Raw genomic sequence first — 15,762 nt, 5'->3', positions numbered from 1 at the left:
GCCTACCGGCAGAGCGCGTCCGGCCCCGGTTCGTCCTGCAGAGCTCAGTCCCTCCTCCCCTCCTCCTGACAACGAGAGGTCAGTTCTCCACCTCATAGCCCCGCTGGAGGGCGCATCAGGCGGAGAACTGACCTCTGGATGGATCGGGTGACTCCGGGGGTGTCAGTCGGCCTGCGGGGCGAAGACCTCGGCGGCATCGCCCAAGTCCAGGAACACGGTTTCGCCCGTTGCGTCCTCGGCGCCGTCGTTGTCGGTCACCGCGTAGACGCTGCCGTTGCCGGCGATGGTCAGGCCCTCGAGCTTCTCCTGAGTCCAGCCGTTGAGGCCCTCCAGGGGCGGCAGCACGTCCACCGCGAGGGACTTCTCCAGGATCGGCAGCTCCTCCCCGGTGGCCGCCCCCTGTGCGGGGACGGTGAAGGAGTACACGGCCTTCAGCTCGGCATCCGGGCCGTTGAGCTTGTCCCGCTCGATCACCGCGAAGGTGTCCTCGTCCACGGCGGTGATCTCGCTCAGACCGATCCAGTCGCCCTCCGTCTGCGTGGTCTCCAGCGCGTAGCCGAACCACTCCCACTCACCGGTGGCCACGGTGTACTTCCCGATCCGCGCCACGTTCTTCGGATCATGCGAGGAGGCACGCTGGACGGCGGTGTAGAGCACGGCGTCCTGGCCGCTGCCCACACCGGTCACGCCCTCGAAGCCCTGGCCGGCCAGACCGGAGGCCACCTCGGCGGGCATCTCCACCTCGGACAGGACCGCACCGGAGGCGTCCACGTGCACCAGGCGGTTGCCCTCGGACCCCACGGCGGGATCCGCGGACTTCGCGCCCTCCACCGCCAGCCAGAACGAGCCGTCCTGGTCGGCCCACAAGCCCTCGATGTCATAGCCCACCGGTGACCCGTCCTGGGTCAGAGTGAGCTCGGAGGTGATGGTGGCCGGGCCGCCGTCGGCATGGGTGGCGGTGTCCACCGTGTAGATCCGGGACGGGGAGAGGAAGGAGTCCGGGGCGGCGTAGAGCAGGTCGTCCTGGCCGGGCACAGCAGAGAGGGCTCCGAGTGCCGACCAGGTGATGGGGGCATCGGCCCGGCCGCCGGCGGCGTCTGCGGACTTCAGCGTGGGGACTGCGGCGGCGCCCTCTCCGAGCTGGAAGACCTGGATGGAGGCACGCACCCCGTTCTCGGCGTCGTCGGTCTCGGAGGAGATCACCATCAGGTCCCGTTCGGGGATGGCCAGCAGCCCCTCGGGGCCGTTCGTGGAGGGCAGGAACTGTGCGAACTGCGGCTTCGCCGGGTCGGTGACGTCGTAGACGCCCACGAAGTTGCCGCGCTCGGAGCCCACGAAGGCGTAGCGGGTGTCTCCGTAGGTGGCCACGGTCAGCCCCTCCGGCTCGGTGCCCTTGTTCTCGGCGCGGTGCTCCGGGTACTGGCCGTACCGATGGCCCAGGTCCTCGAAGCTGGTCCCCGCGTCCCACACCACCTCTCCGGTGGCGGCCTCGAACACGGTCCATCCGCGCGTGCCGCCCTTCCAGTCCCCCTCGTTGGCGGTGGCCACGTGGTCGTCGTCGATCCAGCCGATGGCGTCCGGCTCCCGCGGGGCCAGCGCCATGGACCCGTCCACGGACAGGTTCCCGTCCTCAGCCACGTCCACGCCGGTCAGCTCCACGGAACCGGCGGAGAAGTGGTTCAGGACCTTGCCGTTGCGGGCGTTGAGGATGACCACGCCGTTGTTCTCCTGCAGGGTCAGGGCCACCTTGGTCCCGTCCGGAGAGGTCTTGACGTACTCCGGCTCCGGGTCCTGCGGGGTGTCCAGTCCGTCCAGCCCGGTCAGGTCGATGTGACGGACCTTGAGGGAGGGGATGGCCCCGTTGAGGCGGATCATCGCCAGCGTGCCGGCTGGCTGCTGCGGCAGTCCGCCGTCCCCGAGGTCTTCATCGCGCTGGTTCTCCAGGGCGATGAAGGCGGTCTTGCCGTCCGGGGTGACGTCGATCGAGTCCGGCTGGCCGCCCAGCTCGAGCTCGTGCAGGGTCTGGCGGGTCTGCAGGTCCACGAACACCACCCTGCCGGTGGGCTGGGTGAAGGACTCCGAGGTGTCCACCACGACCATCAGGTACTTCTCGGTGGCGTACACGCTGGTCGGGGACCCTGGCGTCTCCAGGAATCCGTCCGCCTGCGGTGCGGACGGATCGGTGACGTCCACGAACCCGATGCCACCGGCCTCAGCGTCGGTGTAGACCACGGTCCTCCCATCCGGAGTGACCGTGGAGATCTCGGCAACGGTCTCGATGCCACGGTCGGTGTTCGCGTAGGCCGGCAGGGTCGCCAGACGGTGGAAGGCCGGGCCGGTGGACTCAGCGGCCGGGGTGCCGGACCCGGAGAGGGAGACGGTGGGGGCCTGGGCGCTGGGAGCCGCCACAGCGGGAACGGCCAGGGAGCCTGCCAGGGCGGCGGTCAGGCCGAGGCCGACGGCACGGGAGAGCCGGTGGGAACGAGGGCTGCGGTTCAAGGGATACCTCCGCGGATGCGCGGGCACAGCACAGGGCCGTCCTCATCGACGGTCCAGGCTGCCCGAGGGGGATGGATGCGAGCCTGGACAGTCCATCGCCTGCGAACGGCGCGGATGTGACGCGCGATCCACCCGGAGGTGAACAGGGGGTGTCAGCCGGTGAACGCAGCAGGGATTCCCGACGACGGCCGGGTCAGTCCCGGGGGCGGCCCGCCTGGCGTGCCCGGGCGTCTCGGAAGCGGATCACCTGCGCGGAGACATGGGTGGCCAGTCCGGCGCCGATGCAGATCAGGGCGGGCCAGTACAGCCACTGGGCACTCAGAGCGGTGGCGAGGATGGAGAGCACGATCCCCAAGAAGATCGAGGCCATGCCGCTGAGCAGCAGGGTGCGGTAGAGACGGGATCCGTTGTCCCACGGGGTGATGGACACGGCGGCCTCCTGGTGGGCGCTCCACGCTGATGTGTCGGAGCTGGCGGTGGATATGGAACAGGCCCGGAGTCTCTGGGAGCCTCCGGGCCTGGGGTGGTAGCGGCGGGGGGACTCGATCCCCCGACCTCACGATTATGAGTCGTGCGCTCTAACCAGCTGAGCTACGCCGCCATAGAAATGAGTGCGCCCGCGCCGCAGATGTTCTGCGACGACGGGCTTCTCATTCCAGAGCCCCGACCGGGAATCGATCCCGGGACCTCCATCTTACCAAGATGGCGCTCTACCACTGAGCTATCGGGGCAACGACGTGAAACTCTACCAGCGATTTCCGTGAGTGCGAAATCGGGCTGAGCCCACGTCAGTCACCGACCTGAGGGTCAGTACTTCTTGCGGCCACCGGGGCCGGAGGACTTCCAGCGGGGCTTGCCTGCACGGGCTCCCTTGCCGCCCTGAGAGCCGCCGAAACCGCCCTTGGATCCACCGGAGCGGAAGCCGGATCCGCCGCGGCGATCGCCCTCACCCTGGTAGCCGCGCGGACCACGATCCTCACGGCCCTCACGGGCGTCTCCGCCGCGATCCGCGCGGTCATCACGTGAGTACCGGGCGGGACGGTCGTCCCGGTTGAACCGATCATCACGGTTGAACCGATCGGTGCGCTCCCCGCGGTCAGGGCGCTCGTCACGGTTGAACCGGTCATTGCGCTCCGGGCGTCCGCCCTGTCCGCGGTAGCCGCCGCCGTCGCGACCGCCACGGGGGCCGTCCTTGCGGAATCCACCGGAGCGGAAACCGCCGCGATCCTCCCGCGAGCGATCGCGCCCACCGGAGTGGCCGTCGTCGTGAGAATTCCCACGTCCGCCGCGCTCGGCGCGCACCGGACGGCCGGTGTCCTTCTGCAGCTGGATGGGACGGCCGTTGATGGTGGTCTCCCGCAGGGCGGCCCACTGATCCGGGGAGAGGTTCTCCGGCAGCTCCACCAGCGAGTGGTTGGAGCGGATGTCGATCCCGCCGATCTGGTTCGAGCGCAGGCCGGCCTCGTTGGCCAGCGCACCCACGATGTTGCCGGGCATCACGCGGTCCTGGCGGCCCAGGGCGATGCGGTAGGTGGCGTTGCCCTCGGCGGGCTCGCGGTTCGGACCACGGGAGCCGCGTCCGTCCCGGTTGCCGCGCTCACGGCCGCCGTCCTCACGTTCACGGTCGTAGCGGCCGAACTTGGGCTGGGGCAGGTCCGGCTCCTCCACCAGCAGCGGACGGCCGCCCTGGGCCATGTGCGCCAGTGCGGCGGCCACGTCCTCGGGGGCCACGCCGTGCTCGGCCACGTAGGACTCCACCAGGTCGCGGAAGACCTGGGTCTCCTGCTCGGCCAGGGTCTGGGTGATCTGGTCGCTGAAGCGCTGCAGGCGGGAGGAGTTCACGTCAGAGACCGAGGGCATGTGCATCTGCTCGACCTGCTGGCGCGTGGCCTTCTCGATCGCCCGCAGCAGGTACTTCTCGCGCGGGGTCATGAACAGCACGGCATCGCCGGAGCGTCCGGCGCGGCCGGTGCGGCCGATCCGGTGCACGTAGGACTCGGTGTCATGCGGGATGTCGTAGTTGATGACGTGGCTGATCCGCTCCACGTCCAGGCCACGGGCGGCCACATCGGTGGCGACCAGGATGTCGATCCGGCCAGCACGCAGGTTCTCCACGGTCTTCTCCCGCTGGTTCTGCGCGATGTCACCGGAGATCGCCGCGGCACGGAAGCCACGGGCGTTGAGCTTGGTGGTGAGCTCCTCGGTGGAGTTGCGGGTGCGGACGAAGGCGATCACGCCGTCGTGCTCCTCGGTCTCCAGGATGCGGGTCATCGCCTCCAGCTTCCACTGGTGGGTGACCTGCACGAAGCGCTGGCGGATGTTCATGGCGGTGGAGGACTTGGCCGCCACCGTCACCTCCACCGGGTCGTTGAGGTACTTCTTGGAGATCCGGCGGATGGCGTTGGGCATGGTGGCCGAGAACAGCGCGGTCTGCTTCTCCCGCGGCGTGGAGGCCAGGATGCGGTCCACCTCCTCGGCGAAGCCCATGCGCAGCATCTCATCGGCCTCGTCCAGCACCATGTAGCGCAGCTCGGAGAGGTCCAGGGAGCCCTTCTCCAGGTGGTCGATCACGCGGCCAGGGGTGCCGACCACCACCTGGGCGCCGCGGCGCAGGCCGGAGAGCTGCGGCCCGTACGGGGCGCCGCCGTAGACCGGCAGCACGGAGACGTTGGGCAGGTGCTTGGCGTAGGAGGTGAACGCCTCGGCCACCTGCAGCGCCAGCTCGCGGGTGGGGGCCAGCACCAGGATCTGCGGCTGGGAGGCCGGGCCGTCCAGGTCCGCGTTCTCGGCCAGGCGGGACAGGGCCGGCACCGCGAAGGCGGCGGTCTTGCCGGTGCCGGTCTGGGCCAGCCCGACGACGTCGCGCCCGTTGAGCAGCAGCGGGATGGTCTCTGCCTGGATGGGTGAGGGGGTCTCGTAGCCCAGATCGGTCACGGCCCGCAGGACGCGGGGATCCAGGTTCATGTCCGCGAAGCCGGGGCGGCCCTCGTCCTCACCGGCGGGGAGATCGGAGTCCTCAGCGCGGGTCTGGGTGCGATCTGCGCGGTCTGCGCGCTCTGACTGCTGAGCATGTTCCGGCTGCTCAGCCTGCTCGGGGCGGTCGTCGATCGTGTCGACGATCACGGCTGGCTGCTGTTCCCCGCCGGCTGCGGTGGTCTGGGAGATCTCGGGGTTCTCGGTCTGCTCGGTGGTGGTCTGAGGGGTCTCGTGATCAGTCACGTGGTGTCCTTCGGTGGGGTCCAGCGGCCGGTTGGGCACCGCTGTGCATCGGTGGCTCCGGTGCTCCCCGGGGCGCGGTCCAACTTCACGCCCGCTCCATCTCACCTGGCAGTCCCGCCTCCCTCGTGGCACCCAGCCGCACCGGACAGCGCAGGGTGCGCGCCGTCGTCGGGACGATTCTGGGAGAGGGTGGGGGACCGGCCGCCCGCGCCTGCCGAGACTCTCGGTGGCGGGCCACACATCATGACGCCGACGTTCGGCGTGCACAGGGGAATGACCGGATTGTCCCCCGAGTCTACGGCATCGGCGCAGGCCGGACGGCGGGAGATCGGTCACACCACGACGACGGCACGCGGCCGGGGCGCCCGAGTAGGCTCAGCGTGTGCCCCAGCAGAATGGACCCACGCGCCCCGGCCCCGGCGATCCACAGGACTCCCGGGACCACCGCTACGCCCGCGCCGCCGGCAAGGCCGCTCGCGCTTTCCTGGACTCCTCGCGTCAGGACGCCGAACGGCGCGCAGAACTCAAGCGCCAGGCAGAGCGGGACGCCGAGGCCGAGCGCGAGGCCGAGCGTCAGCGTGAGCTGGCCCGGCGGCAGGCCGAACGGGAGGCCGCCCAGAACGGTCCCGCCTCCACGCTGCTGCGCACGGCGCGGTGGTGGTGGGTGGCGGTGACCCTGCTGTTCACGGTCCTGGCCACCGTGTTCGTGCTCTCCGGGCTGCAGATCCAGGCCGGCTCCGGACCGATCGCCGTGCCGGGAGTGGACGACACCCCGGGCACCGAGGGGCCGTTGAGCGGCAGCCCGGGTCAGTTCGTGCTGGCGATCGCCGCCGGCGTGGTGGCACTGGGCTCTGCGGCAGGGACCGTGCAGCTGCTGCGGAGGCGTCGCAGTGCCGTGGGGATGCTCACCGGGGTGGCCGTGATCGTGGCCGTGCCGCTGATGATCCGCTCGGCCCCGCTGCTGATCGTGGTGGGCGCGCTGCTGCTGGTCGGCGCCGCGCTGCTCTGGCTGCCGCCGGTGCGCCGCCAGCTGCGCTGAACCGCCGCCTGGCCGCTGGGTGCTGCCGGCGCGTGTCAGTCACGCGGCGGCGGGAAGGCGTTGAACTTGCGCCAGTAGTTGGCCATGGACGCCGCGATGTACGCCCACCTCTTCGGGCTGCGCTCCGCCCGGGTGTAGAGCGGGTTGGCGGTGCGCCGTGCCGTGAGCAGTCCGCGTACGCGCGTGCGGACCTGCCCGGTGGTGTGGCGCAGCAGCAGCGGCGCCGGGATGGTGTTGTACAGGACCTCCGGCTGGAGCACCTGGGTGCCCTCCGGTGAGGCCGTGAAGGACCGGGGGTCCAGCAGCGGCTGCTCCGGAGCGAGCTCTGTGAGGCCCATCCAGCGCTCTACGTACATCCGGACCGGGTTGAACCCGGCGGCGGTGAGATAGAAGTGGTTGCGGCCCAGCCGCGGGTTCATCTCGAAGAGCTTGACCGTGCCGTCCCGGGGGTCCAGCTTGGCGTCGATCATGGCGAAGCCCTCCCAGCCGATCTCCCGCAGCAGCCGTGCGCCGGCCTCCACCACGGGGTGGTCTCCAGCCGAGATGATGGCCACGGAGTTGCCCAGCATCTGGGGCGAGTGGTCCTCCAGCACCACCTCGCCGTAGCCGGCGGCGACCACGCGGGTCTTCCCGTCCACGCGCTCGGCCCAGAAGGTGCACAGGCGCATGTGGTCGTCTCCGCCGGGGATGAACTCCTGGACGGCCATCGGCGAGCTGTAGTCCACGGCTCGGAGCCGTTCCAGCAGCGAGTCGAGCTCGCACTGGTCCTGTACGGTGTGGACCTTCTGCTTGCCAGGGAAGCTGATCCGGGTCCAGGCGGCGGAGTCCGTGGGCTTGACGATCAGCGGGAACTCCAGGCCGGACAGGTCCAGGGCGTCCTGGGTGGCCACCACCGTGCGGGTGCGCGGATGCGGGATGTCCAGCCGCTCGCAGAGGGCGTAGAAGTGGTCCTTCAGAGCCACCTGCTGCACGGTCTGCGCAGCGGGGTAGGGCACCGTGAAGTGAGCCTCGAGCCGGTCCCGGTGCTGGGTGATCCGATTGACGTGGCCGTCCAGCGAGCCCAGCAGCAGCAGCGGTCGACCACCGGCCCCGAGATCCTCGCCCAGAGAGACCAGGTGGTCCACCATCGCCTCCTCGGTGGCGGCGCCGGCCGGGTAGGGGCGCAGCTCGATGAACGAGGAGTCCTGGACCAGTCCGTTGGGCTGGCCGAGCACCACCACGGAGGTGACCCCGTAGGCCTGGTGGAACTCCCGCGCCAGGGAGTAGGTCCCCAGGTCCCCGCCGAGCAGGACGGGGACGAAGGGCTGTGCAGGTGTGACGGTGGCGGGCATGCTCTGGATCCTAACGGGCGCGCCAGGCCATGTAGCGGTTGAACGCCCAGGCGAGCGGACGGTTCAAGGCCAGCTCCCATTCCCCCGCCGTGCGGACGATGTTCGCCCCCACGGAGGCCTTGAAGCGGGTCAGTCCCCCGTGGTGGTCGCCCTCCAGGGACAGGGTGGGGGTGACACCGCCATGGTCCAGCGCCACGCAGCCGGCGGCCAGGGCGTCGGTGAGCATGCGCAGCTGCAGCGCCTTGGGCCCGTTCAGCTCCCGGTGCTCGCTGCCGGAGGCACCGTAGAGGTACCAGGCCTGGTTGCCGTACTGGACCATGATGGCCGTGGCCAGATCGGTGCCCTGGTGCTCGGCGAAGTACAGGCGGCAGGCACCCGGGCGGGCCTCGTTCAGGGTGCGGTACAGGGTCTGGAAGTAGCTCAGCGGTCGCCCGGTGAACTCCTGGCGCCCGGCGGTCTGCCGGTAGAGCTCCTGGAAACGGTGCAGGTCCTCGAGCCCGCCCTCGACCACCTGGAGATCGGCCTTCTCGGTGTTCCGGGTCTCTCGGCGGGTGTTGCTGGAGAAGGTCTTGAGCACCTGGTCGATGGTCTTGGGGGAACCGTCCTGGCCCACCAGGGGCACCCGCCCCACGTACTCGGGCTGACCGGCGTGGAAGTCCATCCCCGCGGAGAGCGGACGCAGTCCGGCGGCCCGGAGCTCCTCCACCAGCTGTTCTCCGGCCGGATGGGTGGTCACCGGCGGCAGCTCCTCCAGAGTGGAGAGCTCGTCCGAGCCCAGTGCCTTGCGCACGGGGGCCGCGCCCCACTCGGTCACGTCCACCGGCGGGCCGATCCGCACGGCGAAGGATCCCCGCGTCTTCAGGTGTTCAGCCAGGGGGGCCATCACCTCGTCCACGGAGTAGGCGGTCCAGTCGATCACCGGGCCCATGGGGATGTAGGCCAGCGACTTCTTCACCACCGGGGCCGCGCGATGCAAGACCAGGGCTGCGCCGACCAGCTCGTCTCCGGCGAACCAGCCGAGGGACTCGGCGGTCCAGTCCGGCTTGACCTGGGCCCACTCCGGCTGCTGGAGGAAGCTGGTCTCGGGCCGGGTGGCCAGGAACTCTCGGTGCTCTGGGACAGAGATCGGGCGCAGGGTCAGTGTGGGCATGGCCTTCATGCTAGTGCTCTGTGACGTTCCGGAGCGGCCTGGGGCTCCTGCCCCTCGGTTCAGTCCAGGCGGGCTCGCCGGTCCACCACCACGGAGCGCCGTGTCTGGGGGTCGTACTCCATCACCTGACGGCCCCCGATCCAGACCCGGGACGCCCGCTGCATCACGTCCAGCGGGTCGCCGGTCCAGAGCACCACGTCGGCGTCCTTGCCGACCTCCAGGGTGCCGATCCGCTCGTCCAGTCCCAGCACCTTCGCCGGGTTCACGGTGATGGCGCGCAGGGCGGTCTCGCGGTCCAGGCCCTCCTTGACGGACATGGTGGCCTGGGTGACCAGCATCTGGATGGGGATCACCGGGTGGTCGGTGATGATGGAGATCTCCACGCCCTGGGCGGCCAGTCGGCCCGGGTTGGCCAGGTCCCGGCCGCGCAGCTCCACCTTGGACTTGGTGGTGAACAGCGGACCGATCAGCACCGGGACGCCACGTTCGGCCAGCACATCGGCCAGGGGGTGGGCCTCGGTGCCGTGGTCCAGGACCAACTCGTAGCCGAACTCCTCAGCCAGACGCAGGGCGGTGGCGACGTCGTCGGTGCGGTGGCAGTGCTGGCGCCAGGGGATTTCGCGCCGCAGGACCTTCACCAGGGCCTCCAGATGTGGGTCCATGGCGATCGGCTCGGCGCCCTCGGTCTGGGCGGCCTCCTGGCGGCGCAGGTAGTGCTGGGCCTTCATGAACGCCTCGCGGATCACCAACGCCGTGCCCAGCCGCGTGGAGGGTGTCTGCTTCTTCTCCTTGTAGACCCGCTTGGGGTTCTCCCCCAGGGCGGACTTCACACCGGAGGGCTCACGCAGCACCATCTCGTCGATCATCCGGCCATGCGTGTGGATGGCCACGGCCTGGCCACCGATCGGGTTGCCCGAGCCGGGGTTGACGTTCACGGTGGTCACACCGCCGGCCAGGGCGTCGTCGAAGCCGGGGTCCATGGGGTCCACGGCATCCAGGGCCCGGACCCCGGCCATGACCGGGTTCGTCATCTCGTTGACGTCGGTCATCCCGCCGTCCTCGCCCTCGGGGTGCATGCCCAGGTGCACGTGGGCGTCCACGAAGCCCGGCAGCACCCAACCGCCCTCGGCGTCCACCACCGTAGCGCCCTCCGGGACCTCCACCTCGGTGCCCAGCGCGGCGATCCGCCCGTCCTCGAGCACGATGGTCCCGTCGAAGGGCTCGGCGCTGATGGGCACGATGTGCGCGTTGACGATCGCCGTCAGCGTGCGGGAGGCGTCGGTCTGGTCGGTGGTGATGGAGGTCTCAACGGTCATCCTTCGACCCTACAAGCTGCCGATCAGAGGGAGCTGATGGCCCGGTCCAGGTCCTCGATCAGGTCCTGCACGTCCTCGATGCCCACGGACAGGCGCACCAGGTTGTCCGGCACGGCCAGCTCGGTGCCGGCCACGGAGGCGTGGGTCATCTCGGCCGGGTAGTTCATCAGCGACTCGATCCCGCCCAGGGACTCGGCGAGGATGAACAGCCGAGTGGTCTCGGCGACCTGGCGGGCGGCCGCTGCGCCCCCGGTGAACTGCACCGAGACCATGCCGCCGAAGCCGCTCATCTGGCGGGCGGCCAGCTCATGACCGGGGTGGTCCGGCAGTCCCGGGTAGAGCACGCGCTCCACGCCCGGACGGTCCACCAGCCACTCGGCGATCTGCTGGGCGTTGGAGGTGTGGCGGTCCATGCGCACGCCCAGGGTCTTGAGTCCGCGCGTGGTCAGGTACGCGTCCATGGGTCCGTTGACGGCGCCGGCGGCGAACTGCTGGAACTGCACCTTCTCGGCCAGCTCGGCGTCCTTCACGACGACGGCCCCGCCCACCACATCCGAGTGGCCCCCGATGTACTTGGTGGTGGAGTGGACCACGATGTCCGCGCCCAAGGTCAGCGGCAGCTGCAGGTACGGGGTGGCGAAGGTGTTGTCCACCACCAGCAGGGCGCCGGCCGCATGGGCGACCTCGGCCAGGGCGGAGATGTCCGAGACCTTCATCATCGGGTTGGAGGGGGTCTCCAGCCAGAGGATCGTCGCCTGCGCCTCGGCGAGCGCCCGCTCCACGGCGGAGACGTCCCCCATGTCCACCACGGTGTGGCCGATCCCCCAGGGGCCCAGGACGCGGTCGATCAGCCGGTAGGTGCCCCCGTAGACGTCGTTGCCCATCACGATGTGGCTGCCCGGCGTGGCGATCGCGTGGATCAGGGCGTTCTCCGCGGCCAGTCCGGAGCCGAAGGTGAAGGCGTGGGCCTGCTGGCCCGGGCCGGCCTCGAGCGCGGCGAGCTGGGTCTGCAGGGAGTCCCGGGTGGGGTTGGTGCCCCGGCCGTAGTCGTAACCGCGGCGCAGCTGCCCGATCTTCTCCGGCGCGTAGGTGGTGGAGAAGTGGATGGGCGGCACCACGGCACCGGTGATGGGGTCGAACTCCTGGCCCTCGTGGATGGCGCGGGTGGAGAAGCCGTGCTGGTGCTGGTTCTGCTCGGTCTGGTCTGTCATCTCGGATTCCTTCCGGTGGTCCGGTGTGCGTGGATGGTCTCTGGCGCCGGTGCGGTCCGGCGGACCAGATCAGGTCAGGTCACATCAGTGGGTGACGTGGGCCAGCAGGTCGTGCAGGGTAACGATCCCGGCCACCACGCCGTCCTGCATGGCCAGCAGAGCCGGTGCACCGGTGTCCTCGAGCCGTTCCCTGGCCTCGATCAGGGTGGAGCTGACGTTGACGCGCGGCAGGGCCGGACCGGCGTGCTCACCGACAGGCTCCTGCGGACCGGCCTGTCCGGAGGCGAGCAGTTCAGCCAGCCCGGTGACCTGCACGGTGCCGTGGATCTCTCCGGTGCGCAGATCATCCCGCGGGGCGCCGACCACCGGGAGCGCGTCCACGCCGTACCGGTTCATGGTGGAGATGGCCTCGGCGATCGTGGTGTCCCGGCTGGCGGTGACCACCTTCGGGAGGGATCCGGGCATCCAGGCGTCCTTGTCTCCCAGGACCTCGGCGACCGTGGCCTGCCAGGGCGAGGGGCCGCCGTCGGGAGTCCTCTGCTCGCCCTCGCCGGGCTCGGAGGTGGCGCCGGGAGCCACCACCGCGCGGGGCTGGCGAGCGCCGTCCCCCACCACGCCCTCGGGCAGCACGGACTCGGCGGTCACCGTGGTGAAGCCCTGCTCGTCCATCCAGGTGTCGCTGAAGATCTTGCCCAGGTAGCCGCGGCCGGAGTCGGGCAGCAGGATCACCATGACGTCCTCCTCGGTGAGGTCCTGGGCCGCACGCAGCCCGGCCACTACCGCCATGCCGGAGGAGCCGCCCACCAGCAGGCCCTCCTCGGCGGCCAGCCGGCGGGTCATGGCGAAGGACTCGGCGTCGGAGACGGCATGGACCTCGTCTGGGACGGACTGGTCATAGTTGCCCGGCCACATGTCCTCGCCCACGCCCTCCACGAAGTACGGACGTCCGGTGCCGCCGGAGTAGATGGAGCCGTCCGGGTCTGCGACCACGATCCGCACCGGTCCCTCAGCGCGGTCCGCGGAGACCTCCTTGAGGTACCGGCCCGTGCCGGTGACGGTGCCGCCGGTCCCTGCGCCGGCCACAAAGTGCGTGATGCGTCCGGCAGTGTCCCGCCAGATCTCCGGGCCGGTGGTCTCGTAGTGCGAGGCCGGCGCTGCGGGGTTGAAGAACTGGTTGGGCTGATACGCCCCGGGGATCTCCCGCTCCAGACGGTTGGAGACCCCGTAGTAGGAGTCCTCAGACTCGGGCGGGACGGAGGTCTGGGTCACCACCACCTCGGCGCCGTAGGCGCGCAGCACGTCCCGCTTCTCCTGACCAACCTTGTCCGGCGTGACGAACACGGAACGGTAGCCCTTGAGCTGGGCCACCATGGCCAGGCCCACGCCGGTGTTGCCGGAGGTCGGCTCCACCACGGTGCCGCCGGGGGCCAGGCGTCCGTCCGCCTCAGCCTCCTCGAGCATCTTCAGGGCGATCCGGTCCTTCACGGAGCCTCCCGGGTTCAGGTACTCCAGCTTGACCAGCACGGTGGCACGGATCCCCTCGGTCACCCGGTTCAACCGCACCAGGGGGGTGTTCCCGATCAGCCCGAGCACGTTCTCGGCATACTGCATCTGGTGCTGCTCGGGTCCGGGCTGGGCGGCGGGTGTCTGGGGTGCCTCATTCGTCATGGCCCCCACGGTACCGGCGACCCCGGACACCACAGCAGTCCGAGGCCACAGCAGGTCACGTTCGTCCGCCCAGCGCGGAATCCTGTCCGCCGCGCGTGAGACCATCATGCGGTGAGCAGCCTCCAGCGACCCGGCGACCCTGCGGGCACCTCCCCCACTGTCCTGGGTGCGCTGCCGACCCCGGACGCCCAGGCGGTGCTGGAGCCGGGCGTCCCGGTGGATGTGCGCCTGACCCTGGGCGTCCTGCAACGCGGTCATGCTGATCCCACCGTCCAGTCCCGGCCGGACGGCGTCTGGCTCTGCCACCGCCAGCCGGATCCGGACGATCCCACCGCCCCGGCCCTGCCGGTCACCGTCCTGGTCCGCCCGGCGCCCTCTCCCCTGGTCCCCGGTCCGGTCCACGTGATGGCATGGGGTCCCGGCGCGGACGCGGCCATCCGGTCTGCGCCCGCACTGCTGGGACTTCCCGACGACGGCTGGCCGGTTTTCGATGACCTGCTCACCTCGCAGCGGCACGGGAGTGCGGGGTGGTCACGGGCGCTGCCCTCCTCCGTGGTGCGCGTGCGCCGGACCCACCCGGGCCTGCGGCTGCCGGCGACCGGTCGGCTGGTGGATCAGCTGTTCACGGTGGTGCTGGAGCAGAAGGTCACGCACGATCAGGCCCGGGCCGGGTGGCGGTGGCTGGTGCGGACGTTCGGCGAGCCTGCTCCGGACCCGGCGCCCGCGGGGATGCTGATGGCCCCGCGCGCTGAGGCGGTGCGGCTGATCCCGAGCTGGCAGTGGCATGCCGGGTGGGTCCAGCCCGGCCAGTCCAGGGCCATGGTGCAGGTGGCCGCGCGGGCTCAGACCCTGGACCGGCATGGTCGCACCGCAGGGTCGCACCGAGTGGATGCCGCCGCGGAGCTGGGTCGAGTGCTGCAGGCGGTGCCGGGCATCGGGGCGTGGACGGTGGCCGAGGCGCTGCAGCGCACGCACGGGTCCGCTGACCTGGTGGCGGTGGGCGACTACCATCTGGCCCACCACGTGGGAGAGGCCCTGACCGGCCGCCGGACCGATGACGCCGGCATGCTGGCCCTGCTGCGGCCCTGGGTCGGACACCGTCAGCGGGTGGTGCGGCTGATCGGGCTCTCCGGCTTCCGGCCCGCCCGATTCGGGCCGCGACTGACTCCGGCCGACCACCGCGGCCGCTGAGCCCGTCCCGGTGGGGCGGTCAGCGGCGGCGGGGCCGGCCGGATACGTCAGTGTGGAGCCTGCGTCAGTCGGGCGCAGGCCGTGGAAGGCGAGGTCAGCCTTCGTTCTGGTTCTGGGCGATCTTCTCGCGCACCTCGTCCATGTCCAGCGCCTTGACCTGAGTGACCAGGTCCTCGAGCTGGGAGGCGTTGATGGCGCCGGGCTGGGCGAAGACCAGGATCTTGTCCCGGAAGGCCATCAGGGTGGGGATCGAGGTGATGTTGGCGGCGGCCGCCAGTCCGGGCTGTGCCTCGGTGTCCACCTTGCCGAACACCACGTCCTCATGGTCGGCGGAGACCTGATCGTAGACGGGGGCGAAGCGCTTGCACGGTCCGCACCATTCGGCCCAGAAGTCCACGAGCACGATCTCGTTCTCGGTCAGGACCTGCTCGAACTCGGCTTCGGTGATGTCGCGGGTAGTCATGCGTCCACCCTAACGGTGCGCCCGGGGCGTCGTCAGGGGTGTCCACAGTCAGCGAACGGGACGGCTCCGACCGTCGGCGTTACCTCCTCCACAGCGGACCTGCTGAGCCCCAGGATCCACATCCTGCTCTGGCCGCAGGTGAGAGCCCCCAGTCGTTCTTAGCGTCGATCCCATGGACAGGGGACATCAGGTCGCCTGCCGGACGATCGGACGGAGACGACCATGGACAGCACGGCGATGACCGACCACCACGGGCCCCAGGGATCGGGGCGGATGATGCCGGGCCGGAGGGCCACGGTGCTGGTGGTGGTCCCGGGATCGGATCAGGACCAGGCCCTGCGGGAGTCGATGGGCTGGGTGGCGGCCTTCGAGGAGGACTGTGGGCTGGTGATGGACCGCTCGGCCACCGAGCTCTACGCGGTCGCCCGGGCGGCGGACCTGAAGCGGCCGCTGATGCCTCCCCGAGAGACGACCACGTCCCTGGAGATCGACTTCATCTGCGTGGGTGGCCGCTGGTTCCATCCGGACGACTGCCCGCCCTGCCCGCCGGACACCAACGGGGCCACCGCCTGGGCCTGGGCCTACTACCAGCTGATCATGGGGGCCGAGGACGACTCCCTGTGCACGCTGTGGGACCTGATGCCCCTGCCGGCCATGGTCTGATCCGGCAGGGGC

Annotated in this window: 12 protein-coding genes and 2 tRNA genes; 3 read left to right on the top strand and 11 right to left on the bottom strand. The window is 70.4% G+C overall.

All coding sequences use genetic code 11. The features are described 5' to 3' along the window. Positions 1-162: 162 nt before the first annotated feature. From BM355_RS00415 to BM355_RS00395, 5 genes are all read right to left on the bottom strand, one after another. On the bottom strand, positions 163-2,499 hold the full coding sequence (locus BM355_RS00415; RefSeq protein WP_091692754.1) for an esterase-like activity of phytase family protein: 2,337 nt from the start codon (positions 2,497-2,499) through the stop codon (positions 163-165). 193 nt (positions 2,500-2,692) lie between these two features. Then, positions 2,693-2,929: a hypothetical protein gene (locus tag BM355_RS00410; RefSeq protein WP_091692752.1), complete on the bottom strand. Its 237-nt coding sequence runs from the start codon at positions 2,927-2,929 to the stop codon at positions 2,693-2,695. 94 nt (positions 2,930-3,023) lie between these two features. Further along, positions 3,024-3,100 (bottom strand) — tRNA-Met (locus BM355_RS00405). 58 nt (positions 3,101-3,158) lie between these two features. Beyond that, positions 3,159-3,230, bottom strand: a tRNA-Thr gene (locus BM355_RS00400). A 76-nt stretch (positions 3,231-3,306) separates the two neighbouring features. Next, the gene (locus BM355_RS00395; protein ID WP_245760495.1) at positions 3,307-5,718 is read right to left on the bottom strand and encodes a DEAD/DEAH box helicase; all 2,412 of its coding nucleotides are present in this window, start codon (positions 5,716-5,718) and stop codon (positions 3,307-3,309) included. Positions 5,719-6,100: 382 nt separating this feature from the next. Here BM355_RS00395 and BM355_RS00390 point away from each other — a divergent pair, with 382 nt between their 5' ends. After that, complete coding sequence (locus BM355_RS00390; RefSeq protein WP_091692750.1) at positions 6,101-6,757, top strand: hypothetical protein; 657 nt, start codon at positions 6,101-6,103, stop codon at positions 6,755-6,757. Positions 6,758-6,792: 35 nt separating this feature from the next. Here the strand turns inward: BM355_RS00390 and BM355_RS00385 are convergent, their stop codons facing one another. The 5 genes from BM355_RS00385 to BM355_RS00365 all read right to left on the bottom strand — a co-directional run bounded on the left by BM355_RS00385 (position 6,793) and on the right by BM355_RS00365 (position 13,376). Next, on the bottom strand, positions 6,793-8,088 hold the full coding sequence (locus BM355_RS00385) for a carboxylate--amine ligase (RefSeq protein WP_091692747.1): 1,296 nt from the start codon (positions 8,086-8,088) through the stop codon (positions 6,793-6,795). A 10-nt stretch (positions 8,089-8,098) separates the two neighbouring features. After that, a complete protein-coding gene (locus BM355_RS00380) occupies positions 8,099-9,238 on the bottom strand; it encodes a lipid II:glycine glycyltransferase FemX (protein ID WP_091692744.1) in 1,140 nt (379 codons plus the stop codon). Positions 9,239-9,297: 59 nt separating this feature from the next. Then, positions 9,298-10,554 carry an amidohydrolase gene (locus BM355_RS00375; RefSeq protein ID WP_091692742.1) on the bottom strand — a complete coding sequence of 419 codons (1,257 nt, stop codon included), beginning with the start codon at positions 10,552-10,554 and terminating at the stop codon, positions 9,298-9,300. Positions 10,555-10,577: 23 nt separating this feature from the next. Then, complete coding sequence (locus tag BM355_RS00370; protein WP_091692739.1) at positions 10,578-11,765, bottom strand: cystathionine gamma-synthase; 1,188 nt, start codon at positions 11,763-11,765, stop codon at positions 10,578-10,580. A gap of 84 nt (positions 11,766-11,849) precedes the next feature. After that, positions 11,850-13,376 carry a pyridoxal-phosphate dependent enzyme gene (locus BM355_RS00365; RefSeq protein ID WP_091693753.1) on the bottom strand — a complete coding sequence of 509 codons (1,527 nt, stop codon included), beginning with the start codon at positions 13,374-13,376 and terminating at the stop codon, positions 11,850-11,852. A gap of 168 nt (positions 13,377-13,544) precedes the next feature. Here BM355_RS00365 and BM355_RS00360 point away from each other — a divergent pair, with 168 nt between their 5' ends. Next, positions 13,545-14,624, top strand: coding sequence for a DNA-3-methyladenine glycosylase family protein (locus BM355_RS00360; RefSeq protein ID WP_245760494.1), 1,080 nt, complete (start codon positions 13,545-13,547; stop codon positions 14,622-14,624). A gap of 94 nt (positions 14,625-14,718) precedes the next feature. On the opposite strand, the gene trxA is transcribed toward BM355_RS00360, so the two are convergent. Next, positions 14,719-15,087: a thioredoxin gene (gene trxA, locus BM355_RS00355; RefSeq protein WP_091692737.1), complete on the bottom strand. Its 369-nt coding sequence runs from the start codon at positions 15,085-15,087 to the stop codon at positions 14,719-14,721. A gap of 222 nt (positions 15,088-15,309) precedes the next feature. Here trxA and BM355_RS00350 point away from each other — a divergent pair, with 222 nt between their 5' ends. Then, the gene (locus BM355_RS00350; protein ID WP_091692735.1) at positions 15,310-15,750 is read left to right on the top strand and encodes a hypothetical protein; all 441 of its coding nucleotides are present in this window, start codon (positions 15,310-15,312) and stop codon (positions 15,748-15,750) included. Positions 15,751-15,762 lie beyond the last annotated feature (12 nt).

It is taken from the genome of Micrococcus terreus (genome assembly GCF_900116905.1).
In the GTDB taxonomy this organism is placed as follows: domain Bacteria; phylum Actinomycetota; class Actinomycetes; order Actinomycetales; family Micrococcaceae; genus Citricoccus; species Citricoccus terreus.
This window is presented reverse-complemented; position numbering and strand designations above follow the sequence as displayed.

Coding starts and splice junctions, on each gene's coding strand:
- BM355_RS00385 (WP_091692747.1), bottom strand. CDS start 8,088: ATGCCCGCCACCGTCACACCTGCACAGCCCTTCGTCCCCGTCCTGCTC.
- BM355_RS00370 (WP_091692739.1), bottom strand. CDS start 11,765: ATGACAGACCAGACCGAGCAGAACCAGCACCAGCACGGCTTCTCCACC.
- BM355_RS00365 (WP_091693753.1), bottom strand. CDS start 13,376: ATGCAGTATGCCGAGAACGTGCTCGGGCTGATCGGGAACACCCCCCTG.
- BM355_RS00380 (WP_091692744.1), bottom strand. CDS start 9,238: ATGCCCACACTGACCCTGCGCCCGATCTCTGTCCCAGAGCACCGAGAG.
- trxA (WP_091692737.1), bottom strand. CDS start 15,087: ATGACTACCCGCGACATCACCGAAGCCGAGTTCGAGCAGGTCCTGACC.
- BM355_RS00375 (WP_091692742.1), bottom strand. CDS start 10,554: ATGACCGTTGAGACCTCCATCACCACCGACCAGACCGACGCCTCCCGC.
- BM355_RS00350 (WP_091692735.1), top strand. CDS start 15,310: ATGGACAGCACGGCGATGACCGACCACCACGGGCCCCAGGGATCGGGG.